At 74.3% G+C, this 24,497-nt stretch carries 20 protein-coding genes and 1 pseudogene; 11 read left to right on the forward strand and 10 right to left on the reverse strand.

The genetic code is table 11. The features are described from left to right. Positions 1–23 precede the first annotated feature (23 nt). Positions 24–1,601, forward strand: a complete 1,578-nt coding sequence (locus HGB44_RS22840; protein ID WP_061079207.1) for an alpha/beta hydrolase — start codon at positions 24–26, stop codon at positions 1,599–1,601. Positions 1,602–1,983: 382 nt separating this feature from the next. Here HGB44_RS22840 and fahA read toward each other — a convergent pair whose 3' ends face one another. From fahA to HGB44_RS22865, 5 genes are all read right to left on the reverse strand, one after another. Beyond that, entirely contained in the window at positions 1,984–3,198 is a 1,215-nt protein-coding gene (gene fahA, locus HGB44_RS22845) for a fumarylacetoacetase (protein WP_061079208.1), read from the reverse strand. A 143-nt stretch (positions 3,199–3,341) separates the two neighbouring features. Further along, positions 3,342–4,190: a hypothetical protein gene (locus tag HGB44_RS22850; protein ID WP_061079209.1), complete on the reverse strand. Its 849-nt coding sequence runs from the start codon at positions 4,188–4,190 to the stop codon at positions 3,342–3,344. Then, positions 4,187–5,395 (reverse strand): homogentisate 1,2-dioxygenase, encoded by a 1,209-nt coding sequence (locus HGB44_RS22855; protein ID WP_061079210.1) that lies wholly within the window; start codon positions 5,393–5,395, stop codon positions 4,187–4,189. The genes HGB44_RS22850 and HGB44_RS22855 overlap by 4 nt, the downstream gene beginning before the upstream one ends. A 36-nt stretch (positions 5,396–5,431) precedes the next feature. Next, positions 5,432–7,165: an FAD-dependent monooxygenase gene (locus HGB44_RS22860; protein WP_061079211.1), complete on the reverse strand. Its 1,734-nt coding sequence runs from the start codon at positions 7,163–7,165 to the stop codon at positions 5,432–5,434. 89 nt (positions 7,166–7,254) lie between these two features. Next, a complete protein-coding gene (locus HGB44_RS22865; RefSeq protein WP_061079212.1) occupies positions 7,255–8,217 on the reverse strand; it encodes an MBL fold metallo-hydrolase in 963 nt (320 codons plus the stop codon). A gap of 357 nt (positions 8,218–8,574) precedes the next feature. Here HGB44_RS22865 and HGB44_RS22870 point away from each other — a divergent pair, with 357 nt between their 5' ends. Both HGB44_RS22870 and HGB44_RS22875 read left to right on the forward strand, forming a co-directional pair. Then, positions 8,575–9,108 (forward strand): MarR family winged helix-turn-helix transcriptional regulator, encoded by a 534-nt coding sequence (locus tag HGB44_RS22870; RefSeq protein WP_061079213.1) that lies wholly within the window; start codon positions 8,575–8,577, stop codon positions 9,106–9,108. Between the two features lie 200 nt (positions 9,109–9,308). After that, complete coding sequence (locus HGB44_RS22875) at positions 9,309–10,367, forward strand: aminotransferase class V-fold PLP-dependent enzyme (RefSeq protein WP_061079269.1); 1,059 nt, start codon at positions 9,309–9,311, stop codon at positions 10,365–10,367. Between the two features lie 70 nt (positions 10,368–10,437). On the opposite strand, the gene HGB44_RS22880 is transcribed toward HGB44_RS22875, so the two are convergent. Further along, entirely contained in the window at positions 10,438–11,703 is a 1,266-nt protein-coding gene (locus HGB44_RS22880) for a GNAT family N-acetyltransferase (RefSeq protein ID WP_061079214.1), read from the reverse strand. 347 nt (positions 11,704–12,050) lie between these two features. On the opposite strand from HGB44_RS22880, the gene HGB44_RS22885 reads away from it, so the two are divergent. Continuing rightward, positions 12,051–12,512, forward strand: a complete 462-nt coding sequence (locus tag HGB44_RS22885) for a GNAT family N-acetyltransferase (protein ID WP_061079215.1) — start codon at positions 12,051–12,053, stop codon at positions 12,510–12,512. Between the two features lie 173 nt (positions 12,513–12,685). Here the strand turns inward: HGB44_RS22885 and HGB44_RS22890 are convergent, their stop codons facing one another. Then, on the reverse strand, positions 12,686–13,954 hold the full coding sequence (locus HGB44_RS22890) for a GNAT family N-acetyltransferase (RefSeq protein WP_061079216.1): 1,269 nt from the start codon (positions 13,952–13,954) through the stop codon (positions 12,686–12,688). Between the two features lie 210 nt (positions 13,955–14,164). Between HGB44_RS22890 and HGB44_RS22895 the strand changes: the two genes are divergently transcribed. Together HGB44_RS22895 and HGB44_RS22900 are read left to right on the forward strand one after the other, a co-directional pair. Continuing rightward, the gene (locus HGB44_RS22895) at positions 14,165–15,181 is read left to right on the forward strand and encodes an N-acetylglucosamine kinase (protein WP_061079217.1); all 1,017 of its coding nucleotides are present in this window, start codon (positions 14,165–14,167) and stop codon (positions 15,179–15,181) included. Positions 15,182–15,359: 178 nt separating this feature from the next. Beyond that, positions 15,360–16,211 carry a siderophore-interacting protein gene (locus tag HGB44_RS22900; RefSeq protein WP_061079218.1) on the forward strand — a complete coding sequence of 284 codons (852 nt, stop codon included), beginning with the start codon at positions 15,360–15,362 and terminating at the stop codon, positions 16,209–16,211. Between the two features lie 109 nt (positions 16,212–16,320). Here the strand turns inward: HGB44_RS22900 and HGB44_RS22905 are convergent, their stop codons facing one another. Continuing rightward, positions 16,321–17,679 (reverse strand): dihydrolipoyl dehydrogenase family protein, encoded by a 1,359-nt coding sequence (locus HGB44_RS22905; RefSeq protein ID WP_061079219.1) that lies wholly within the window; start codon positions 17,677–17,679, stop codon positions 16,321–16,323. Positions 17,680–17,976: 297 nt separating this feature from the next. On the opposite strand from HGB44_RS22905, the gene HGB44_RS22910 reads away from it, so the two are divergent. Then, the gene (locus tag HGB44_RS22910; RefSeq protein ID WP_061079220.1) at positions 17,977–18,609 is read left to right on the forward strand and encodes a trimeric intracellular cation channel family protein; all 633 of its coding nucleotides are present in this window, start codon (positions 17,977–17,979) and stop codon (positions 18,607–18,609) included. A 146-nt stretch (positions 18,610–18,755) separates the two neighbouring features. Here HGB44_RS22910 and HGB44_RS22915 read toward each other — a convergent pair. Next, positions 18,756–19,673, reverse strand: a pseudogene (locus HGB44_RS22915) (LysR substrate-binding domain-containing protein); the annotation flags it as partial. A gap of 101 nt (positions 19,674–19,774) precedes the next feature. Here HGB44_RS22915 and HGB44_RS22920 point away from each other — a divergent pair. From HGB44_RS22920 to HGB44_RS22930, 3 genes are all read left to right on the forward strand, one after another. Continuing rightward, positions 19,775–20,698: a threonine/serine dehydratase gene (locus HGB44_RS22920; RefSeq protein ID WP_061079222.1), complete on the forward strand. Its 924-nt coding sequence runs from the start codon at positions 19,775–19,777 to the stop codon at positions 20,696–20,698. A gap of 148 nt (positions 20,699–20,846) precedes the next feature. Beyond that, positions 20,847–21,518 carry a lysophospholipid acyltransferase family protein gene (locus HGB44_RS22925; RefSeq protein WP_061079223.1) on the forward strand — a complete coding sequence of 224 codons (672 nt, stop codon included), beginning with the start codon at positions 20,847–20,849 and terminating at the stop codon, positions 21,516–21,518. 49 nt (positions 21,519–21,567) lie between these two features. Then, positions 21,568–22,062: a metallophosphoesterase family protein gene (locus HGB44_RS22930; protein WP_061079224.1), complete on the forward strand. Its 495-nt coding sequence runs from the start codon at positions 21,568–21,570 to the stop codon at positions 22,060–22,062. Between the two features lie 100 nt (positions 22,063–22,162). On the opposite strand, the gene HGB44_RS22935 is transcribed toward HGB44_RS22930, so the two are convergent. Further along, the gene (locus HGB44_RS22935) at positions 22,163–23,212 is read right to left on the reverse strand and encodes a sodium:calcium antiporter (RefSeq protein WP_061079225.1); all 1,050 of its coding nucleotides are present in this window, start codon (positions 23,210–23,212) and stop codon (positions 22,163–22,165) included. A 229-nt stretch (positions 23,213–23,441) separates the two neighbouring features. Between HGB44_RS22935 and HGB44_RS22940 the strand changes: the two genes are divergently transcribed. Beyond that, complete coding sequence (locus tag HGB44_RS22940) at positions 23,442–24,347, forward strand: manganese catalase family protein (protein WP_061079226.1); 906 nt, start codon at positions 23,442–23,444, stop codon at positions 24,345–24,347. Positions 24,348–24,497: the final 150 nt, after the last annotated feature.

Raw genomic sequence — 24,497 nt, forward strand, 5'->3', positions numbered from 1 at the left:
GCGGCTCGACAAAGGAGAAACGCATGCGATCACGTCCTCCACTCCCGAATCGTTCCCGGCGCCTCACGACCGGGCTCGCCGCGGCCGCCACGGCCGTACTCCTCCCGCTCGCCGGATGCGCCTCCGCCTCTCCCCCACCGGGCTCCGGCACGGACGCGGACCTCGGCGCCTACCTGGAACAAGAGCTCGACTGGGGCGGATGCGAGGGCACCGCGACGAGCGCGGCGGACGCCGAGCTGTTCGCGAACCCGGAGCTCGAGTGCGCCTCGGTCGAGGTGCCGCTCGACTACGACGAGCCGGACGGGGAGAGGGCGCGGGTCGCGCTCCTGCGCCTGCCCGCCACGGGCGAGGCCGAGGGCTCGTTGCTGATCAACCCGGGAGGCCCCGGAGGCTCCGGCACCACCCTCGTCGCGTCCACCCTGCCGCTGTGGCAGGCCAGCCCCGTCGCCGAGCGTTTCGACATCGTCGGCTTCGACCCGCGCGGGGTCGGGTCGTCTACTCCCGCTCTCGACTGCTACACCGACGAGGAGTACGACGCGGGCGACGCGCTGCGGTTCGGCGTGGTGTACGAGGTCACGAGCACTGAGCAGGCGGCCGAGATCGCGCAGCGCTGCGCCGACGGCTCCGGCGGCGTCGAGAACCTCGTCAACGCCGGGTCGACGAACGTCGTGCGCGACATGGACCTCATACGCGAGGTGCTCGGCGACGAGAAGCTCACCTACCTCGGCTACAGCTACGGCTCCAAGCTCGGCGCCATGTACGCCGCGACCTACCCCGACAAGGTCCGTGCGATCGTGCTCGACGGCGCCGTCCCGCCCGACCAGACGGCGAGCGAGTTCCGCATCTCCCAGTTCACCGGCATGCAGGCCCGGTTCGACGACCTCGCCGCGCTCTGCGCCGAATCACCCGGCTGCGTACTCGGTGCCGATCCCGCGGCTGCGAACGATCGCCTGCACGAGATCGTCCAGCCGATCATCGAGACACCAGCGGCGACCGCCGATGGCCGAGCCCTCAACGTCTGGGACGTCTACCTCGCCATCTCCGGCGGCCTGTACTCGGAGGCAAGCTGGCCCGACGTCATCTCCGCCCTGACCGCGCTCGAGGCAGGGAACCCCGACGAGATGCTCGCCCTGCGCGACGCCTTCTACGCCCGCACGCCGGACGGCGCCTACGGCCTGGACACCGACACGAACCTCGCCGTGCGCTGCATGGACTGGCCCCGCCTGACGCCGGAGGAACAGACCGCGCTCGCACGCGAGCTCGGGGAGGCCGCGCCGATGTTCGACCTCGACGTGTTCACGGCGGGGAACTACCACAGCGAATGCGAGGCGTGGCCCGCACCGCCCATGAGCGACGAGCCCTGGCTCGCCGATGTCGAAGGCCTCCCCGAGACCCTCGTCGTGTCGGTCACCGGCGATCCGGCCACGCCGCACGAGGGCGGCATCGCGATGGCGCGAGCTCTCGACGCAAGCCTGCTCACCGTCGACGGCAAGCAGCACGGCGCCTACCTCCTCGGTGGTAGCGAGTGCGTCGACGACGTGGTCGACGCGTATCTCCTCGACCTCGAATCCCCGCCCGCCGACGCCCGCTGCAGCCTTTGACACGCTCGGCTCCGGCGACGATGCCGGCCCGGCCGGTCCTGGTGACTCGCGGGTCTGACCCGATACGCCGCATACCGGTTCGCGACCTTGACGCGGATGGGCGGGTGTGGATGACCGGCGGACCAGGAGATGGTCTGAACTGGGTGTCGCTCCCGAGACGGGCTCCGGGCCCGGCATCACGTGCTGGCGGCGCCTGTGCCGCTGGCAGAACGCTGGTGCCGCTCTTCCTCCCCGGCCAGAGCACGTAGCCCACACCGGATCAGTTCACTGGTCGACTCCCCCGGCCTCTTCAGGCGTTCGACAGGCCCTGGGCACCGGCCCGCACATGCGCAGAACGGCCCCGCGCGCCCTCGGGGAGGGTGCGCGGGGCCGTGCCGGGACCTCAGCGGGCGGGGAGGATCCTGCCGGTCACCTCGCCGAAGTGCACGGTGGTCCCGTCCGGCCCCGGCGCGGTGGCGGTGATGGTCACCTCGTCGCCGTCCTCCAGGAAGGTGCGCTCGGTGCCGTCGGGCAGGCTCAGCGGCTCCTTCCCGCTCCAGGTCAGCTCCAGGAAGCACCCCCGCTGCCCGCGTTCGGGGCCGCTGACCGTGCCGGAGGCGTACACGTCCCCGGTGCGCAGGGACGCCCCGTTGACGGTCATGTGCGCGAGCTGCTGGGCCGCCGTCCAGTACATCTGCGAGAACGGCGGTGTGGAGACCAGGTGCCCGTTCAGCCGCACCTCCAGGCGCAGGTCCAGGCCCCCGGGCCCGCTCCCCCGCAGGTAGGGCAGCGGCTCGGGGTCCTGGGCGGGCTGCTCCACACGCGCGGACTCCAGCGCGGCCAGCGGCACGATCCACGGCGAGACCGACGTGGCGAACGACTTGCCCAGGAACGGCCCCAGCGGCACGTACTCCCAGGCCTGGAGGTCGCGCGAGGACCAGTCGTTGAGCAGGAACACCCCGAACACGTGGTCGGCGAAGTCGTCCACCGCGACGCGCTCGCCCATCTCGGTTCCGGTCCCGACGACGAAGCCCACCTCGGCCTCGATGTCCAGGCGGACCGAGGGCCCGAAGACGGGAGCGGGCTCGGTCGGCGGCTTGCGCTGGCCGGTGGGGCGCACGATGTCGGTCCCCGAGACCACGATGGTGCCCGAACGCCCGTGGTAGCCGATGGGCAGGTGCTTCCAGTTGGGGGTGAGGGGCTCCTGGTCGGGCCGGAACATGCGGCCGACGTTGCTGGCGTGGTGCTCGGAGGCGTAGAAGTCCACGTAGTCGGCGACGGTGAAGGGCAGGCGCATGCGCACGGACGCCCGGTCCACCAGGTGCGGGCGCACGGCCTCGGCGCGCGCGGGGTCGGTGAACCAGTCGGTGAGAGCGGCGCGCACCTGGTCCCACACCGGCCGTCCGGCGGCCAGCAGGGCGTCCAGGCTGGGCCGGTCGACGGTGTCGGCGAAGGGCGCGTCCAGGGCGCGGGCCGCGGCCCCCAGGTCCAGGACGTGGTCGCCGACGGCCACACCGGTGCGAGGCGCGGGATCGTCGTCGGTGCCGAACACGCCGTAGGGCAGGGTGGCCAGGCCGAACTGCGCGTCCGGGGCGAGGTCGAGCCAGCTGTCGGGCATGGCGTTCGCTTTCTTGGAGTGGACGGTTTCTCGAAGCGGGGGGCTCGTGAGGCGGTCGGGTTCTGGAGCGAGCAGGTTCTCGGAGCGGGCGGAGCCCTGAAGCGGGCAGGTCCTTGAGCGGACAGGCCCCGGGACCGGAGGCTTCAGCGGGCGCGGGAGGCGGGCAGCGCCCCGAGCACGACCAGGTCCTCCAGGGGCTCGGTGACGCTGCACGTGCCGAAGGAGCGGAACCGGCCGCGCACCCGCTCGATCTCCTCGTCGGTGAGCTTGGCGGCCAGGGCCGCCAGGCGAGGGCCGTCGCGGTCGGCCAGCACGAGGGCGGCCTCCCGTTCGGAGACCCCGTCGAGCAGGGCCGCGGTGGCCAGCAGCACGTTGAGGAAACCGTGCTGTTCGAAGCCCTCGGCGGTGGTGTGGCGGACGGCGTGGTGGAGCCCGGCCGTGCACTTGAAGGGCACGTCCAGCTCCACGGCCGCGTGCAGGAACTCGGCCAGCTCCTCCTCGCTGGGATGGGCCTCGGCGGTGAGGCCCCCGGTGCGGAACTTGGCGCTGTGGCCGGTGCCCGCCAGGGACCGCAGTTCGGCGGGCACGTCCCCCTGGCGGGAGACCTCCACGAACCCCTCGGCTCCCTCGGGCAGGTGCTCGGTCAGCCGCGCGGCGGCCTCGGCGGCCGTCCCGGGCGCGGCGGCGGCCTCCACCCCGGCCAGGCGCAGCGCCGGGTCGGCGGTCGCGGCCGCCACGGCGGGGGCGATCCCCTCGGCGCCGCCGGGGACGGTGACCACGACCGCGAGCGGGCCGTGGCCCGTCTCCTCACGCGCCAGGACTGCGCTCAGTTCGCCCACGCGGGCGTCGGAGACCAGGAACGGGCCGACGTACTCGGCGCGCGGTCCGGCCCGGTGGGCGCGGTGGGCGGGCAGCGCCCCGCCCATGGGGGCGTTGCCGGGCGGGAAGAGCGCGGCGTCGTCGAACAGGCCGCGGTACAGCAGCGCGCTCACCGGCGCTCCCTCCGTCCCCCGGCCCAGGTCCAGGCGTAGGTTCCGTCGTCGCTGGCCAGGCCGCCCTCGCCCAGGTCGAGCGGGCGGAAGGTGTCGACCATGACGGCGAGTTCGTCGAAGGCCTCGGCGCCGATGCTGCGCTCGTAGGCGCCGGGCTGGGGTCCGTGGGAGTGACCGCCGGGGTGCAGGGAGATGGAGCCCTGGCCGATCCCCGATCCCTTGCGGGCCTCGTAGTCGCCCCCGCAGTAGAACATGACCTCGTCGGAGTCCACGTTGGAGTGGTAGTAGGGCACCGGGATGGCGCCGGGGTGGTAGTCCACCTTGCGCGGCACGAAGTTGCAGATGACGAAGTTGTGGCCCTCGAACACCTGGTGCACGGGCGGCGGCTGGTGGACGCGGCCGGTGATGGGCTGGAAGTCGGCGACGTTGAAGACGTAGGGGTACAGGCACCCGTCCCAGCCCACGACGTCGAAGGGGTGGGTGGGGTAGGTGTAGCGGGTGCCGGAGATGCCCCCGGGGCCGTCGCCGCGGTGCTTGATGAGCACGTCGACGTTCTCTCCCTCGGCCAGCAGCGGCTCCGAGGGCCCGCGCAGGTCGCGCTCGCAGTAGGGGGCGTGCTCCAGGAACTGCCCGTAGCGGGACAGGTAGCGCTTGGGCGGGGCGATGTGGCTGTTGGCCTCCACCGCGTAGGCGCGCAGGGGCTGGTCGCCGGTGGGCACCCAGCGGTGGGTGGTGGCGCGCGGCAGGATGACGTAGTCGCCCCGGCCGACCTCCAGCAGGCCGAAGACGGTCTCCACGCGGGCGGTGCCCGACTCCACGTACACGCACTCGTCGCCGATGCCGTTGCGGTACAGCTCGGAGGGCGCCCCGGCGACCACGTAGGAGATGCGCACGTCGTCGTTGCCCAGGACCAGGCGGCGCGACTCGACGACGTCGGCGGCCTTCCACTCCTGGTCGGAGAAGAGGTCGTGCAGCTTCAGGTGGCGGGGCACCATCGGGGCGTTGCGGGTGCGGGTCTGGTCGGGGACCTCCCACTCGGCGGCGTCGACGATGGCCGAGGGGATCGCGCGGTGGTAGAGCAGCGAGGAGTCGGCGGAGAAGCCCTCCTCCCCCATCAGCTCCTCGTAGTACAGGCCGCCCTCGGGGGTGCGGTGCTGGGTGTGGCGGGTGCGGGGCACCTCGCCGACCTGGCGGTAGTAGGCCATGGCGGTGTTGTCCCTTCCGTGTGGAGTGGGTCCGGGTCAGGCGGTCGGGGCGGGTTCGTCGCCGCGCGGGTCGGGGGCGGCGGCCGCGGGACGCGCCGCCGTGGGAACCGTCGTGGCCGGAGCGAACCCCAGCGCGGTGCGCACGGCCGCGCGCACGGCGTCGGGGTTAGCGCCCGCGACGACGGCGGCGACGTGGGCGTCGGGGCGCACCAGCCACACCTGTCCCGGTTCGGGGGCCAGTGCCCTGGTCAGCGCGCCGTTGGTGTCGATCCGGTCCAGGTACAGGGCGGTGACGGGCGCCGGGGTGACCCCGCGCGCGGCGGCGCGCACGCCCTCCAGGAACGCGTCGGGGTCGGTGCCGTCGGGGGCGGCGCCCACCAGCAGGGTCAGGCCCTCGCGCAGCAGGGGGCGCAGGCGCGCGGGGGCGTCGGCGCCGGACAGGTCGCCGGACAGGTCGACGGGGGCGTCGGGCAGGACCACCCCGGGACAGGGGGCGGGGGCCCGGCCGCGCGGGGGCCTGCCGCCGAAGGGCCGCTCGGGGCAGGGCGTGGTCAGGGACGAGTCGGTGTACCAGAAGGGTTCGGCCAGGCGCCCGGAGTCGACCCGGGTGCGGGCCGCCTCCTCGGTGAGGGCCGCTTCGAGCACGGCCAGGCGGGTGCGGTGCTCCTCCTCGTCCTGGGGGACGAGGAAGCGCATGGTGGCGCTGGTGACGTCGGCGTTCTCCAGGGCTGCGGCGTGGCGCTCGGCGTGGTAGCTCTCCAGGAGTTCATCGCCCGCCCATCCGGCCAGGACGTAGGCGATCTTCCAGGCGGCGTTCTCGGCGTCCTGGACCCCGGAGTTGAGGCCGCGGGCGCCGAAGGGGGCGACCAGGTGGGCGTTGTCGCCGAGCAGCAGGACTCGGCCCGCGCGCATGCGTTCGGCCACACGGGTGTGGAACCGGTAGACCGAGTGCCAGACGATCTCGTAGGGCCGCTCGCCGATGATCTGGCGGATGCGGGCCTCCAGTCGGCCGCTGGACTCCTCGGCGTCGAGGTCGAAGTCGGAGGGCACCTGCCAGTCGATGCGGTACACCGAGTCGGGGCAGGGGTGGATGAGCACCTGGCGGCCGGGGTTCCACTCGGGGTCGAAGTAGAAGCGGCGTTCGCGTTCCCATCCGGCGAGGTCGGCGCGGATGTCGCAGATGAGGAAGCGGTCGTCGAAGGTGGTGCCGTCGAAGGACAGGCCCAGGGCCTCGCGGACCACCCCGCCGTGGGCGCCCAGGCACGACAGCGCGTGGGAGCCGCGCAGGCGGACGGGCCCGTCGGGGGTGCGGCACTCGACGGTGACGCCGCGCGCGCCCTGGGAGAGGCCGGTGACCCGGTGGTTCCACAGGGTGCGCACCCCGGCGGCGGTCAGGCGCTCGTCCAGGACCTGCTCGGTGCGGGACTGGGAGATGTTGACGAACGGCGGCAGGGGCGAGGCGCCCGGGTCGGGGAGGCGGACGGTGAACAGCTCGCTGTCGCGGTAGAAGGTGCGGGCGGTGTCCCAGGTCAGCCCTTCCTCGGCGATCCGCCCGGCGCCGAGCCAGTCCCAGACGTCGAGCACGTCGCGCTGCTGACAGATGGCCTTGGAGCCGACGGCGTCGCGTTCGGGGCGTGCGTCCACGACCAGTACGGGGACGCCCCGCCGGGCCAGCAGCAGGGCCGCGGTCTGGCCGACCGGGCCCGCGCCGAGCACCAGGACGGGGTCGGCGGCGGTGTCCGCGGGAGTGCGTGGAGCGGGGGGTCGCATCTGGTGGCTCCGTTCGGCGTGGGACGCCCCGTACGGGCGTGGGAGGGGTCGGGAATCGGTGGGCGGGGCGGCGGGGCGGCCGCGGCGGGTCAGCCCTGGAGCTGGTCCCAGACCTCGCGGTCGCGCTCGGCGGTCCAGATGACCGGGCGCTCGATGCCGGAGAACTCGTCCCACAGGCGGGAGACGTCGAAGGGCAGGCAGTGCTCGAAGATGGGCCAGTGGCCGTAGTCGTCGACGAGGGCGGCGTGGGTGGCCTCGAAGGCCTCCTTGAGGGTGCCGCCGCGTCCGTGGACGGCGCCGACCTCGCGGATCATGACGTCGAGGAAGCCGCGGGTCTGCTCGATGGCGGCGTCGACCTCCTCGCGGCCGCGGCTGACCGCGCCGCGCCCGCCGACGAGCATCTCGGCTTCCAGGGCCTTGACCCCGTCCAGGGTGGCCCCGGCCCAGTCGCGGTGGAAGGCGTCGCCCGTGTAGAGGGCGGCCTGGGCCTCGACGAGGTCACCGGCGAAGAGGATCCTCTGCTTGGGCAGCCAGGCGACGATGTCGCCCTCGGTGTGGCCGCGGCCGAAGTACTGCAGGACCAGCTCGCCGCGGTCGCCGCCCAGGTCGATGGTGGTGCGGTCGGCGAAGGTCTGGGTGGGCCAGGTCAGCCCGGGCACGGAGTCGGCGTCCTTGGCCAGACGGGGCATGCGGGCGAACTCGCTGGCCCAGTCCTCCTCGCCGCGCTCGCGGATGAGCTCGTGGGTCTTCTCGTGGGTCAGGATGATCTCGGCGTCGAAGGCGCTCGCGCCCAGGACGCGGACCGCGTGGTAGTGCGAGAGCACCAGGTAGCGGATCGGCTTGTCGGTGTGCTCGCGCAGCTTGGCGAGCCACTCCCCCGCGGCGGCGGGCGTGGCCAGGGCCTCGAAGGCCACGACGAAGTCCTCGCCCTCGATGGCGCCCACGTTCGGGTCGCCCTCGGCGGTGAGGGCGTAGACGCCGTCGGCCAGGACCTCCAGGGTCTGCTCCTTGGCCTCGGTGTCGGCGGATGAGGCGAACGGCTTGGCTGCCATGGTCGGGCCCTTCACTCGCTCCGGGCGGCTGCCGCCGCCCAATTGATCAAAGGTTTGATGATCCTGACCATAACGTGCTCCGCGCCACAGGACCAAGAGGCGTGGAGCCCGTTACTCTGTGATACAGATCACATAATACGACGGGGTCGTGCATGTCAGCCGATCCCCCGCGCGGAGGTTCACGAGCGCGTCCGGTGTCGGCCGGACGCGGCGCCGCGGCGGCTCCGACCGGTGCGGACGCGTGCGCCGGGCAGCCCGCGGGGTCCGGGAGCCGAGGCCCACGCGGCCGACCAGCGCGGACGCGCGGGGCCTGGCGCGACCGGTCCCGCCGGGAGATCAGGCACTAGGCTGACCGGCGTGACCCACGACACCGCCCCCGAACTCACCTTCTGGTCCTTCGTGGACTACGCGGTGCGGAAGGCCGAGCAGGAACTGCCCTCCGTGAACGCCGACGCCATGCGGATGGTCCTGACCCTCAGCCGGGCGACGAACATGGTCGTCTACGACCTGGAGTCGTCCGTGCACCGCCCGCGCGGGCTCACCTGGCCCGGGTTCCGGGTGATCTTCGCGCTGTGGCTGGCCGGTCCCATGGAGGCCAAGACCACCGCCGAGATCTCAGGGATGAGCCGGGCCGCGCTGTCCGCGCTGCTCAACACCCTCGAACGCGACGGGCTCATCGTGCGCGAGCGCGCCGCCCACGACCGGCGCGCCCTCCAGCTGAGCCTCACCGAGGCCGGGTACCGGGCGATCCTCGGCGGTTTCCGGGCGCACAACCGGCGCGAGAGCGCCTGGGCCGAGGCCCTGGAGCCCGACGAGCGCCGGGAACTCGTGCGCCTGCTCAACAAGCTCATGGCCGGCTCCACCGAGGCCGAGGCCAAGTTCCGCATCTGAGGGGCCGGGACCGGGGGCGCCGGTGCGAGGGGCGCTCCGCCCCCGACGGTCTCCCCGGGCGGAAGGCGGTCCGCCTCCGACCGCCCTCGGGCACGGAGGGCGACCCGTGCCCGACGGTTCGGCCCCCGCTGCCAAAGGCAGTCCTTTCCCGGCCGGAATGGACCTTGAGCGGCACCCGCCGCGCTGTGAGCATCAGGGGCATGGACGAAGCCGGACGGGCCCGCCTGCGGGCCGCGCAGCAGGAGTTCTCCGCGGAGAACACCTACCTCAACACCGCCACGCACGGCCTGACGCCCCGGCGGGCGCTACGGGCCCTGGACCAGCACACCCGCGACGTGGCCGCGGGCCGGTTCCAGCCGGGCGGGGCCGACGCGGGCATCGAGCGCGCCCGCGCCGCCTACGCCCGCCTGAACGGGGTGTCCGCCGCCGGTGTGGCCATCGGAAGCCACGTCTCCCAGTTCGTGGGCACGGTCGCCGCCAGCCTGGCCCCGGGCGCGCGGGTGCTGACGGCGGCCCACGAGTTCAGCTCGGTCGTGCACCCCTTCATGGCCAGGGCGGACGCGGGGATCAGCGTGCGCGAGGCGCCCCTGGCCGACCTGGCCTCGCAGGTGGGCCCGGACACCGACCTGGTGGCCGTCTCGGCCGTGCAGTCCGCCGACGGCGCGATCGCCCCCGTCGAGGACCTGATCACGGCCTGCGCCGACCACGGGGCGCGGCTGCTGCTGGACACCACCCAGGCCGCCGGGTGGCTGCCGCTGCCCGTGGACCGGGTCGACTACACGGTGTGCGCCGCGTACAAGTGGCTGCTGGGCCCGCGCGGCTCGGCCCTGCTCACCGGGACCGAGGAGGCGCTGGCAGAACTCTCCCCGCTGGCCGCGAACTGGTACGCCGCGCACGAGCCCTGGAACTCCCTCTACGGCGGACCGCTGCGGCTCGCCGAGGGCGCGCGGCGCCTGGACCTGGCGCCGGTGTGGGGGGCGTGGGTCGGACTGGAGGAGACGCTGTCCCTGGTGGAGGAGGTGGGGGTGGAGACGATCCGCGAGCACGACGCCGCCCTGGGCGACCGTTTCCGCGAGGCCATGGACATGGAGCCCGCCGGGTCGGCGATCGTGTCGGTCCCCGTGCCCGAGGGCGCCGTGGAGCGCGTGGCCGAGGCGGGGATCGCCACCGCGGCCCGCAACGGGCGGCTGCGCGCGGCCTTCCACCTGTACAACGACGAGTCCGACGTGGACCGGCTGGTCAAGGCGCTCAAGGGCTGAGGTGCTGAAGGGCTGAGGACGCGGGTCCGGCCCCGCCGGTGGGCGGGGCCGGACCGCCGCACCCTCGTGGTCAGAAGATCAGACCGCAGAAGGGCGCCTGGGAGCGGCGCAGGGCCGCGTCCAGGCGCTCCACCGCACCCGGGGTGTGCTCGGTGATCAGGCCCGCGCGCAGGTAGCCGTCCAGGGTGGTCTGGCCCAGGTGGGCGGCGCCCAGGTGCGACACGTCCAGACTGACGTCGGGGGCGGCGCCGGTGGCCTCCACGCGGGCGCCGCCGGTGTCGGCCTTGACGTGCCAGCGCCCGGCGTTCCAGGGGGCGAACCGGTCGGCGACCTCCAGGACCGCCTCGACGGGCACGGTGTAGGAGCGCTCGGCCAGGGCCCCGGGCACGTCCACCAGCCGCACCCACAGGGAGGTGTAGAGCGTGGGCGCCGCCCGGTCGCTGTCCACGAGCAGGTGGCGCAGCGGGTCGTCCACGGCCAGGAAGTCGAAGGCGATCTCGGTGACCAGGTCGCGGTTGAACAGGTGCTCGTACAGGGCGGTCCAGGCGGCCGGGGTCGTGGCGGTGATCTCATTGACGTACACCTCGCCGCGCGAGCCGTCGCGCTCCCACCTGTTGCGGGTGCGGTAGAGCGCGTAGCCCAGCGGTCCGTCGGAGCCGCTGACCACCACGGCCCGCAGCGGACCGCGGCCCTCGCGGAACTGGGCCTGGTCGCGCACGACCCGGTCCCACCAGTGGGCGGCGCGCTGGAACTGGCCGACCTGGACGGCGGCGACCTCGCGGTGGACCCGCTCCAGGTCCGGGCGCACCTGCTCGGGGTCGGCCAGGCGGACCCGCAGGCCGGGGTCGCGGGGCGCGTCGGCGCGCAGGCGGGCGTGGGGCTGGCGGACGGCGGTCTCCATCTCGGTGACCGCCGGGCCGTAGCCGAACCGGCCGTAGATGGCGCCCTCGGAGGCCCACAGGGCGGCGTAGCGCTCCCCGCGCGCGTGGATGTCGGCGAGCTGGCGGCGCATGAGCGCGCTGAGCACGCCGCGGCGGCGGTACGTGGGCCACACGCCCACACCGGTCACTCCGGCCACCGGGCGCGGACCGCCGGGCAGGGCCATCTCGAAGGCGAAGTCGTTGACCGCGCCCACGATCTCGTCCCCGTCCACCGCGACCAGGACGCGGTCGTAGCCCTCGGCGTCCAGGAGGGGGCGCAGGAAGGGCTCGCGGTCCTCGGGCGGGTCCGAGGACAGCAGCGCCTCACCGACGACGCGCATCACCTCGGAGTACTCGTCGCGGTCGGTTCCCCGTACGGTCCATTCGGTCGGGGTGACGTCCCCTCCGGCACTCACGTGTGCGGTCCTCCACTCTTCGAACCGGGGGTCGGCGCACTCGCGGCGAGGGCGGGACTGGCCCGGGTTCCACTTCATGTTCAGGGCGATACTGGCACGTTCCGGACGCAGGGCCCAGGACCAGGCCCAGGTAGCGCGCCCGTGTGTCCCTGCGCGGGACGCAGGGCGCACGAGCACGGAGGGCCAGAGCCACAACGTACGGACTCCACCGGCAGGCGTGCCACTCCTTTTCCCGGCGCGGGGCGGGTCCGGCGCCGTCCGTGCGGCAGCGGGGCGTTCCGTGCGGGTGCCCGACGCCTCCGGGGCGCGCGCTGGTGGCCGACCGCGTCCGGGACTACCGTGCTGCCATGATCGTGCGCTCTGCTCTCCCCGGGGACGGCCCGGGCATCGCCGCCCTGATCGGTCGCGCCTCACCGCACCTGGACAAGAAGGGCTACCCGGCCTCGCTGCTGCCCGAGGACATGGTGGTGCTCGTCGCGGAGGCGGACGGCGCGGTGGCGGGGTGGGTGGAGGGCGTGCTGGACGGCGTCTACGAGGGGGCGGGGAGCCCGGTGCCGCCGCCGCACGGGTACGTGCTGGCGGTGGTGGTGGACCCGGGGTGGAGACGGCGCGGGGTCGGCAGGGGCCTGCTGGAGGGGTTCGTGGCCCGGGCCCGCGAAGCCGGGGTCGAGTGGGTGTTCCTGCTGCCCGAGGAGGGCGAGGGCGCCCGGGGCAGGGTGGAGTTCTTCCTCCGGTGCGGGTTCACCCCCGTGGACGACCCCGGCAGCGAGCGGCTCGCCATGGGGCGGTGGACCCGCGGCGCCGGGTAGTCCGCGGCGGAGACGGCAAGTGCACCGCCGCTGGCTGCCGGGCCCGGACCGGCCGGAACCGTCACCGGTGTGGCGCAGGGTTCTGACCTGCGGTGATCTTGTACTTATAGCGAGGTTGGGCGGTCGAGACTCGCTCTAGGTACAAGATCACGGCGGACGGGGGAGCCGGGTCCTCAGAAGTCGGTGCCGCAGAAGGGCGCGCGCGGCGCGTGCAGGGCGGTGTCCAGCCGGGCGGCCGCGCCGGGGGTGTGCTCGGTGAGCAGACCCGCCTCCGTGAAGGCGGTCAGCGTGCGTCCGCCCAGGTAGGCCGCGCCCAGGTGGGAGGCGTCCAGGCCGAGGTCGGGGGCGGCGTCGGTCGGGCTCACGCGGGCGCCGCCGGTGTCCGCCTCCAGGCGCCAGCGCCCGGCGTTCCAGGGGGCGTACCGGTCGGCGACCTCCAGCACCGTGTCCACCGGGGCGGCGTAGGGGCGGTCGGACAGGGCGCCGGGCAGGTCCACCAGGCGCACCCACAGGGCTTCGAAGTCCCGTCGGACCAGGCGCCGGGGGTCGGCCAGCAGGACGGTGAGGGGGTCGTCCTCGGGCAGTTTCTCGAAGACCGCCTCGCTGGTCAGGTCGCGGTCCAGGAGGTGTTCGTAGAGGGCGACCCGGGCGGCGGTGGAGACGGAGGCCAGCTCGCGCACCACCACCCGTCCCGAGGGAAGCCCGTCCTCCCAGCGGTTGACGACGCGGTAGAGCGCGTAGCCGCGGGGCCCGTCGGGGCCGCGCACCAGCGCCGCGCGCAGCCGCCCGGACCCGTCGGCCTCCTTGTCCTTGAGCACCAGGCTCCACCAGTGGGCGCCGCGGGCGATCTGGCCCGCGCGCTGGGGCAGCGCCTCGCGGTACACCCGCTCCAGCTCCTGGCGGACCTCGGCGGGTTCGGCCAGTTCGAGGGTGAGGGAGGGGTCGCGGGGAGCGTCGGGGCGCAGACGGGCGTGGGCGCGCTGGAGGGTCGCGTTGGTCTCGCGGAAGGCCATGCCGTAGCCGAAGCGGGCGTAGATGCCGCCCTCGGAGGCCCACAGCACGGCGAGGTTCTCGCCCCGGCCTCGGACGTCGGCGAGCTGGCGGCGCATGAGCGCGCTGAGCACGCCGCGGCGGCGGTGGGTGGGCCACACGCCCACGCCGGTCACGCCCGCGACGCGGCGGGGACCGCCGGGCGCGGTCATCTCGAAGCCGTGGGACAGGGCGGTGCCGATGACTCGGTCGCCGTCCAGGGCGAGCAGGGTGCGGTCGTGCTCGGTGATGGGGTGGTCGCGTTCGTCGTCCAGGGCCTCCCGGACGGAGAGGTTGAGGGCCTCGCAGAAGACCCTGACGGCCTCGGGGTGGTCCTTCTCCGTACCCTCGCGCACGGTCCACACGGGAGCGTCGTCGCGGCGGGAGGGGTCATGCTGTGGCGCGCCTGTCATGGCTCCGACCCTCTCAGCCGCCCCGGGGCGCACGCCAGTGGATTTTCCGGCGCGCCGCCCGCCTTCCGCGCGTCCGCGGCGCGGACCGGGCCGCCGGGACGAGTAACACGCGGTGCGACGGGGCACCTCTCCCCTGTGACACGTACGATCTCCTCTTCTTCCCGGGCCCGATCCGACCAGCCGGGCGACCGGCGCGGACTCGTCCTGGGGGTGGACGCCGGGGGCACCGCCACCCGGGCGCTGGTGGCCACCCTCTCCGGAGAGCGCCTGGGCGAGGCCTGGGCCGGGGGCGCCAACCCCAACTCCCACGGCGCGGACCGGGCCGCCGAGCGGCTGGCCGAGGCGGTGGCGGGGGCCCTCGACGCGGCCGGGCCGCGGGCGCGCGGGGCCGTGGCCTTCGGCGTGGTCGGTCTGGCGGGGGTGTCCGCGCTGCGCGACGACGACGTGCGCGCGTGCCTGGAGCGGGCCCTGGCCGGGGTTGGACTGGCGCCGGAGAGCACGGTGTTCACCGGTGACGACGAGGTGGCCTTCGCCTCGGGCACCCCGGGGCCCGACGGCACGGTGCTGATCGCGGGGACCGGGGCGATCGCCACCCGGATCGAGGAGCGCAGGCGGACCCGTTCGGCGGACGGCATGGGGTGGTTGATCGGCGATGAGGGGTCGGGTTTTTGGATCGGGCACCAGGCGGCCCGGGAGACGGCGCGGCAGCTGTCCCGGGGCGGGGACCTGAGCCCGCTGGCGCGCGCGGTGGCCAAGCAGGTCATCCCGGGCCAGCGCCCCTCGGAGGGGGAGGACCACCTGTCCGAGGAGCACGCCCGCAACTTCGCCCGGACCCTGACCGCCGCCGCCCCGGTCACGCTGGCCGCGCTGGCTCCCCTGGTCAGCGAGGCCCACGCGCAGGGCGATCCGGCGGCCGAGGTGATCGTGGAGGCCGCCGCGGGTCATCTGGCGCACTCGGTGCACCAGGTGCGCTCGCCCGGGGAGAGCCTGCCGGTGGTGCTGGCGGGCGGGGTGCTCTCGCGGTCCGAACCCGTGCGCTCGGCGCTCACCCGCAAGCTGGCGCTGTGCGCGTCCGGGGCCGAGGTCGCCGCGGCCGGGTGCACGGCGGGCGCGGCGGCCTGGCTGGCGGCCCTGCGGGCGGGGGCGCCGGAGGACGACCAGCGGCTGCACGCGGTGTTCACCCTGGCCGACCGCGCTCCGGGGAAGGACCGCTCCGACGCCGCCTGAGGGCGGTGACCAGTCCCGCCGGGGGACGCGGACTGCCGCAGCCGCCCGGCGGCCGGGCCGCGCGGACCGGTTCCGTCCCGGGTACCACCGGACTCAGGTTTTGCCCTGGTGCGTCACTGTGCCCTACGGTATGTCTTACTTAGGTTTACCTAACTCACCCCGGAAGAAAGAGGGCGCCGTGGCACAGCGGCAGGGACGGGCCAGGACCGTCCACACCGGAAGGGTCGAGGCGGTCGAGCAGATCACCCCGCACATGGTCAGGGTCGTCCTGGGCGGGGAGGGCCTGGACGCGTTCTCCACCGACGGGCACACCGACAGCTACGTCAAGCTGCTCTTCCCGCCGCCCGCGCACGGCGACCCCGAGCCCTTCGACCTGGAGCGCGTGCGCGCCGAACGCCCCCGCGAGGAGTGGCCGGTCACCCGCACCTACACCGTGCGCGACTGGGACGCCGACACCCGGCGGCTCACCCTCGACTTCGTCCACCACGGCGGCACCGGTTTGGCCGGGGTGTGGGCGGCGAGCGCCGAACCGGGCGACCGGCTGCGTCTGATGGGCCCCGGCGGCGCCTACTCCCCCGACCCCGGGGCCGACTGGCACCTGCTGGCCGGGGACGAGAGCGCCCTGCCCGCCATCGCCACCGCCGTGGAGGCGCTGGCCCCCGACGCCACCGCCCACGTGTTCGTCGAGGTCGGCGGCCCCCAGGACGAGCTGAAGCTGGAGGGCGGCCCGGACGTCCACGTGCGCTGGCTGCACCGGGGGGACCAGGCCGTGGGCTCGGTCCTGGTTCCCGCCGTGCGCGCCCTCGACTTCCCCGAGGGCCGCGTCCACGCGTTCGTGCACGGCGAGGCCGCCTTCGTCCGCGACCTGCGCCGCCTGCTGCGTATCGAGCACGGCCTGCCCAAGGAGCAGCTGTCGGTGTCGGGCTACTGGCGCCTGGGCCGCGACGAGGACGGCTGGCAGTCGAGCAAGGCCGAATGGAACCGCGGTGTGGAGGCCGAGGAGGAGGCCGCCCTGGCGGGGAGGTCCTGACCCCCGCCGGGCGCGACCGCGCTCCGGGGCGGCCCCGCCCGGAGGGGTCGGGGCCGCGGACACCTGACGGAGTCCGGCCTCCCCCGCCGGGCGCGCCGGTTCCGCCGCCTCACATCCTGAGGTTCTCCAGGGCGATGAGGTAGGCCTCGTTGTACGTGGGGAACTGCGGGATCGAGTCGAGCAGCGCCGCGACCGGCAGGCCGGTGCGGATCGCCAGCGCCGCGGTGTGGATCCACTCCGAGGCCATCGGGGAGAACGCCCACGCGCCCACCAGCACCCCGCGGCGGCGGTCGGCGACCAGGCCCAGGGTGCCGCGCGGGTCGGTGTCGTAGGTCCAGGGCCGGGCCAGGGTCTGGGGCAGGTCGGCCTCGGCGGTGGCCGTGTCGATCCCCTGTTCCCGCGCCTGGGCCTCGGTCAGCCCCACCCCGGCGATCTCGGGGTAGGAGAAGATCACGCGCGGCACGCCGGTGTAGTCGGCGGCCCGGTCCCCGCCCAGGATGTTGTCGGCGACCACGCGCCCCTGGTACTTGGCCACGTGCGTGAACAGGGCCCGGCCGGTGGCGTCGCCGACCCCCCACAGCCCGGGCGCCGCGCGGCAGCGCTCGTCCACGCGCAGGCTGGCGCGGTCCAGCTCCACCCCGACATCCTCCAGCCCCAGGCCGCCGCCTCGGGGGCGGCGGCCGGTGGCGAGCACGATCACGTCCGCCCCCACGTGCTCGCCGTCGTCCAGGGTGGCGCGGATCCCGTCCCCGTCCCGGGCCACCGCGGAGACCTGGGTGTTCAGGCGCACGGTGACGCCGTCGCGGTCGAACTGGTCGCTGATCAGCTCGCACAGCCGGGGTTCCTCGCGGTCCACCAGGCGCGGGCCGCGCTGGACCAGGGTGACCCGGGTGCCCATCCTGGCCAGGAACTGGCCCAGCTCCACCCCCACGGCGCTGCCGCCGACCACGACGGCCCGGCCGGGGACGTCGGTGAGGGTGGTGGCCTCCCGGTTGGTCCACACCACGGAGGGGTCCAGGTCGTCCAGGCCCTCGATCGGCGGGCGCACCGCCTCCGAACCGGTGGCCACGACGACGTGGTCGGCGGTGAGCTCGGTGTCGCCCACCGCCACCCGCCAGGGGTCGCGGCCGGTGACGCGCCCCTCGCCGCGCAGGACCAGGGCGCCCTGGTCCCGGTACCCCTGGACCTGCGCGGAGTCGTCGAGGTGGCGGATCATCTGGTCCCGGTAGTCGCGCAGTTCGGGCCAGCGCAGGTCCGGGCGGGAGACCCCGGCGGCGCCGTCGGCCTCCTGGCGCACCTCCGGCGGGCGCAGCAGCACCTTGGTGGGGATGCAGGCCCAGTAGCCGCACTCGCCGCCGATGAGTTCGCGCTCGACCACCGCCACGCGCTTCCCCGCGGCGAGCAGCCGGCTCGCGACGGTCTCGCCGCCCGGCCCCATTCCGATGACGATCGCGTCCATGTGCTGCATGTGTCCTCGTTCCGCCCGGGTCCCGGTCACCCCCGATGGTGTCGCCTGTCCGTGTCCCAGGGGAAGCCCCGACACGCCGTCATCCGCCGGGTTCGCGCGGCCGGATCCGGGCCGGGGGACGGTGCCCTGGTCGCAGCCGCGCGCGCCACGGTTCGGGTCTCCTTCAGCAGCGGAACCCCCGTGCGGCGCGTCACAGCGCCCACGAGCGGCACACGCGCCCCGGACGTGGTGGAATGGCCGATCGGCATTCCGCCCTCCACCCCGTCCGAAAGGAACCGCCGTCCCCGGCGCACGCGCATGTCCACGCAGACCCTGATCCTCGTCCTGGACCTCATCGGCATCCTGGCCTTCGCCGTCGACGGGGCGCTGACCGGCATCCGCACCGCGCGCCTGGACATCGTCGGCGTCCTGGCACTGGGCGTGGTCACCGCCCTGGGCGGCGGCGTCGTACGCGACCTGCTGCTCGGTGTGACCCCCGCGACCTTCCAGGACTGGCGCTACATCTGCACGGCTCTGCTGGGCGCGACCGCCGCGTTCTTCCTCAGCAGCCAGCTCACCCACCTGAGCAGGCCCATCCTCGTCTTCGACGCGGCCGGGCTGAGCCTGTTCGCCGTGATCGGGGCGACCAAGGCCCTGGAGCTGGGTTTCGGCCCCCTCCAGGCCACCCTGCTCGGCGTCGTCACCGGGGTGGGCGGCGGCACCATCCGCGACGTCCTGCTGAACCGGGTGCCGACCGTGCTGAGCGCGAACTCACGCCTGTACGCCGTCCCCGCCCTGCTGGGCGCGGGCCTGGTCGCCGTCGCGTACTGGGCGGGCCTGACCTGGGGCTGGATCGCCGTGGTGGGAGCGGTGCTGTGCTTCACCGTGCGGCTGCTGGCCCTGCTCTACCGCTGGAACGCGCCCAGCCCGCCGGGCTCCCCGCCGCTGTGAGAGCCGCCGGGGCCCCGCCCTTCCGCCTCCCGGCCCCTGCGGGACCCGTCGGAGCCCCGCTCCCCCGCTTCCCCGCCGCCGCGGACACCGTCCGGCCCCGACCCGCCCGCGGTCCCGACACCGCGGGCCCCGCCCGCGTCCGGTCCACCCGCCTCCACGGCTCCGCCCAGGGCCCGGGACGCGACGCCGCGCAGGAGCTCGACCATCGCCGGGACCGGCTCGGGCGGGCGGCGCCGGTACACGGCGTAGATCTCGCGGGCCAGACGGGTGCCGCGCAGCGGACGGCCGACCCAGCCGCCCCGGCGGTCCGAGCGCAGGATGCTGAGCGGGACCAGGGCCACCCCCACCCCGGCCTCGACCAGGGCCAGGGCCACCTCGTAGTCGCGGGTCTCGTAGGCCACGGTCAGGCGCACCCCGGCGGCAGCGGCGGCGGCGTCCAGGCTGATCCGGTTGTAGATGCCCGGGGCCCCGCAGATCCACTCCTCGCCGGCCAGGTCGGCCAGAGCCACGTCCCGTTCGGCCAGGGCGTGGCCCTCGGGCACGACCGCCAGCAGCGGATCCACCAGAACGCGTTCGCGGTGCAGGCCTCCGGCCCGCGGCAGGGGCACGCCCGGGTAGCGGTGGGTCAGGAGCAGGTCCAGGTCGCCGGAGGCGACCAGGCCGTATCCGCCGGGGGGCTCGATGTCGGACAGGGACAGGCGCACCTGGGGGTGCTGGCGCCCGAAGGCGGCCAGGGTCGCGGGCAGCAGGACCTTGCCCGCGCTGGCGAAGGCCCCCAGGGACAGGCGGTCGGGGGGCTCGCCCGCCACGGCGCGGACGGCGGCCTCGGCGTCGCGCAGCTCCCCCAGCACCCGCTCGCCGTGTTCGAGCAGGACCCGGCCCGCCTCGGTGAGGGTGGCCCCGGTGCGGCCGCGCTCGACCAGGGTGCACCCGACCTCGCGCTCCAACTTGGTGAGCTGCTGGGACAGGGCGGGCGGGGTGAAGGACAGGCGCTCGGCGGCGGCGGCGATCGACCCCGCGTGCGCGATCTCCACGAGCACCCGCACCCGGTTGGCGTCCAGCACGGCATCCCTCCTTGCACACAAAGCCAGGTACAAAGTTTCGCTTAACGATCTTTAGCAGACCCAACTTTAAGTTAATGGCGGGTAGGGGCACAGTGGGCTGTATGAGCACCACGACCGCGCACGCCGCGCCCACGGCCACCGACGTCCGTGCCGCCGCCGAACGCATCGCCCCCTACGCCCGCCGCACCCCGGTCATGCACGCCGAGGTCGACGGTCGGCCCCTGACGCTCAAGCTGGAGCACCTCCAGCGCACGGGAGCGTTCAAGCTGCGCGGCGCCCTCAACGCCCTGCTGGGCGGGGAGGACACCGGCCGGGTGATCACCGCCTCCGGCGGCAACCACGGCCTGGGGGTGGCCACCGCCGCCCGCCTGCTGGGCGTGCGCGCCACGGTCTACGTCCCCGAGTCGATCCCCGAGGCCAAGTCGGCGCCGCTGGCCGCCACCGGCGCCGAGGTCGTCAGGGTGGGCGAACACTACGCGCTGGCCGCCGAGGCGGCCCGCGACCGCGCCGAGACCGAGGGAGTGCGCTACCTGCACGCCTTCGACGACTCCCTCGTCGTGGCCGGTCAGGGCACGATCGGCCTGGAGATCGCCGCCGACGCGCCCGAGTGCGACACCATCGTCGTCGCGGTCGGCGGCGGCGGGCTGGTGGCCGGGGTGCGCCTGGGCGCGGAGGGGCGCGAGGTCGTGGGCGTCGAACCCGAGGGCTGCGCGAGCATGCACGCCGCGACGGCCGCCGGGCACCCCGTGCGGACACCCGTGGACTCGGTGGCCTCCTCCGCGCTGGGCGCGGCCACCCTGGGACGGGTTCCCTTCGAGGTGCTGAGCGCCCACCCGGTGACCCGGGCACTGGTGAGCGACGCCGAGATCCTGCGGGCCCAGGACCGGCTCTGGGAGGAGTTCCGCATCGCCACCGAACCGGCCGCGGCCGTGCCCTTCGCCGCCTGGCTGGCGGGGCGCGTCCCCGGCGAGCGACCGTGCCTGGTGGTGTGCGGGGCCAACGCCGAGTGGCGCCGCACCGACTGAACCCACGGGGAATCCGCACGTCACAAGCCTGGTCAGAGCCGTCATTTCGGCGTGGTGACCTGGAGCACTCTCTCCTCCCGACCCGTTGTTACCGGCGGGTCGGCCTTACATTGGACTCCGGCATCCGACCATTGGTGAGGGAGAACACGTGTTCTACGGTGCGTTGCGGCAGACGGTATCGGTACTCGCCCGTACCCTGTGCCGCCCGACCATCGAGGGCCGTGAGAACATCCCCGAGGACGGAGCGGTCCTGCTGGCCAGCAACCACCTGTCCTTCATCGACAGCGTGATCATCCCGCTGTCGGTGACCCAGCGCCGGGTGCGGTTCCTGGCCAAGTCCGACTACTTCGAGGGGACGGGCGTCAAGGGCCGCATGACCAGGACCGTGTTCTCCTCCCTGGGCGCCATGCCGGTGCAGCGCCGCGACGCGCGCGGGGCCATGCTGTCCCTGGAGATGATGCTGGAGCGGCTGAACGAGGGCGAGGCCTGCGTGATCTACCCCGAGGGCACCCGCTCCCGGGACGGGCGCCTGTACCGGGGCCGCACCGGCGTGGCCCTGCTGGCCATGGAGTCCAAGGCCCCGGTCGTGCCGGTGGCGGTGGCGGGGACCCAGGACGTGCAGCCGGTCGGCGCCTCCATGCCGCGCCCGCGCCCCTACAGCATCCGCTTCGGCGAACCGCTGGACTTCTCCACCGGCTACGACCACCTCGCCCCGGGCAAGGCGCGCCGGGAGATCACCGACCGGATCATGGACTCCATCCACGCGCTGTCGGGCCAGGAGCGGGCCAAGGGGTACAACTCCCTCGGCGCCGACGTGTGACCCGCGCGCGCAAGCGCGGCCGACGCCCGCGTCGCCTACTCTTGCGCGCATGCGCGTACTGATCGTGTCCGACACCCACATCCCGCGCCGCGCCCGCGACCTGCCCGAACAGGTGTGGCGCGAGGTCGACCGGGCCGACGCGGTGCTCCACGCCGGGGACTGGTGCGACCTGGCCAGCCTGGAACGCCTCGACGCGCGGGCCGCACTCCTGGTCGGCGTCCACGGCAACAACGACGGCGCCGACCTGCGCGCGCGGCTGCCCGAGGTCGCCCGCGCCACGCTCGGCGGCGTGCGCTTCGCGGTCGTGCACGAGACCGGCGACGCGCGCGGGCGCGAGAAGCGCTGCCAGGAGCGCTTCGCCGACTGCGACGTGCTGGTGTTCGGGCACTCGCACATCCCCTGGGACACCACGGCCCCCTCCGGTCTGCGCCTGCTCAACCCGGGCTCCCCCACCGACCGGCGCAGGCAGCCCCACCACACGTACATGACGGTGGTGGCGGAGGACGGGCGGCTGGGCGGGGTCCGGCTGCACCGGGTGGGCTGAAGGGGAGCGCCCGCGGCCCGCGCCGGAGGGGCGCCTGGTTCGGCTTGGGGAACCGCCGTGCGGTGGTTCCCCCGAGACCCGTGCCCGAGGGGCGCCCCGGTCAGAAGGCGAGCACGCCGACGATCCCCACGTAGAGCGCGATCAGGAGCACGCCCTCGAAACCGATCCGGCCCCACCCCTTCGCCTGGCGGATGATGAGCCCGGCGAGCAGGACCACCGTCATCAGCAGCGCCCCGACGGTGAGGAAGAGCTCGTCGGCCGTGGCCGCGTGGTACAGCGAACCCCCGCGGTAGAAGGCGTCGCCCACGGCCACGTTGAGCGCGTCCAGGCTGTTGCCGCCGATGACGGCGGACACCGCCAGGGTCATCGCGCCCCTCCGGACCGCGGCGACCGCCGCGACCGTCTCGGGGATGGCGTTCACCGCGCCCATGGCCACCGCGCCGACCAGCCCCGCGCTGAGCCCGGTGGACTCCACGATCACGGCAGCCGACTCGGCGAGCGCCCAACCGCCCACGGCCACCACGACACCCACCACGAGGAAGCGCATCCACAGCGTGCCCGTGCCGATGCCGTCCTTGGCGGCGGCGGTGCCCGCTTCGGCGGGGACGTCCTCCACGGTCTCCCGGGTGCGCACGGCCCGCCACATCGGCTGCTCGTTCTCCTGCCTGATCAGCCAGAGGCCGCCCATGTAGAAGACGACCATCCCGACCGAGGCGGGGTGCACGCCCAGGAGCGTCACGTCCGGGCCCAGGGCGGTGAGCACGACCACGGACAGCAGGCCGATCAGCAGGCAGCAGAAGAGCAGGTTCGCCGAGGAGGCGGCGGCGTGCTCCAAGTTGGCGCGCCGGTAGAAGAAGTCGGCCACCGCCAGCGCCAGCGTCTGCGCGGCGATGCCCCCGACCGCGTTGCTGTAGGCCAGTCCGGGCTGGTCCCCGGCCGCGCTGACGGCCGTCATCACGATCCCCGACAGCGACGTGGCCAGTCCGAAGAAGACCGCGCCGAAGACCGCCTCACCCCAGCCGGTGCGGTCGGCCAGGACGTCGCCGAGGGAGGCCATCCGGACACTGGCCACCACGGTCACCGCGGCCACCAGGACGAAGAGCGCGACGCTCCACCCCAGCGGCCAGGGAGGGGATAACGCCTCCAGCATGCCCACCTCTTTCCTCTGTGCTCTCGGAGCGGCCTCTACCCCTTCCCCCTACGGCAAACCCGGACGGGCGGCCTCCGGGTGGGGCGTCGGGCGAGCGGCCGAGGGCGGCGGGCGCGGCTGCACGGAAAGGCCAAATCCCCTCCAACCGTCGTTACCGACCGGAGGCCCTGGGTAGCCGGATGCGGAGGCACGCAGTGCGACGGCCACATCCCCCAGTGACGAGGTGAACATGTTCCGGCACACCAAACACCTGCAGTTCGAGGCCAAGCCCGAGGCTCCCGACGCGCTCTACGCGGCCAAGCTCCAGGAGCTCATCGGCGGCGCCTACGGCGAGATGACCGTCACCATGCAGTACCTGTTCCAGGGGTGGAACTGCCGCGTCGAGGGCAAGTACAAGGACCTGATCATGGACGTGGCCACCGAGGAGATCGGCCACGTCGAGATGCTCGCCACGATGGTGGCGCGCCTGCTGGAGGGCGCCCCGGCCACCACCGTGGCCAAGGCCGTCAAGGACCCGGCCGTGGCCGCGGTCGTGGGCGGGATGAACCCGCAGCAGGCCATCGTCTCCGGTGGCGGCGCCGTACCGGCCGACTCCGGCGGCACCCCCTGGAACGGCAAGTACATCGTGGCCAGCGGCAACCTGCTGGCCGACTTCCGCGCCAACGCCGCGGCCGAGGCCCAGGGCAGGCTCCAGACCGCGCGCCTGTACAACATGACCGACGACCCCGGCGTCAAGGCCATGCTCCAGTTCAACCTGGCCCGCGACACCGTCCACCAGAACATGTGGCTGGCCGCGATCGAGGAGCTCCAGGAGGACGGCATGGAGGGCGAGATCGCTCCCGACGCGCTCTTCGACGAGGAGAACCAGGAGCACGCCAACACGATCTGGGGCCTGTCGGACGGCACGGCGGCCGCCAACGGCGGCTGGTCGCACCGGCCCGCGCCCGACGGCCGCCACGAGCTGCGCTACCTCGACCAGCCCCAGCCGCTCGGCGGCCCGGCCTCCGCGCCGCCCCCGGACCCCGCGCTGTACGGGACCGACGGCGGTCCCAGCGGTGAGGGTTCGGTCAAGGGCGCGTCCAAGGCCACCAAGGGCGAGGGCTTCGTGGACAAGCTCAAGGACACCCTGGAGTGACCGGAACCGGCACCCCTGCGCCCGTCCCGCTCCGCGCGGGGCGGGCGGATCCGCGTGCGGGGGTGTCCTCGGCGAGGGGCCGCCTCGCGGGCGGACGGAGCGGCCCCGGGCGGGACGGGGACCGGGTACCGGCCGCACCGGCGCTATCCA

It is taken from the genome of Nocardiopsis alborubida (assembly GCF_012396365.1).
Lineage (GTDB): Bacteria > Actinomycetota > Actinomycetes > Streptosporangiales > Streptosporangiaceae > Nocardiopsis > Nocardiopsis alborubida.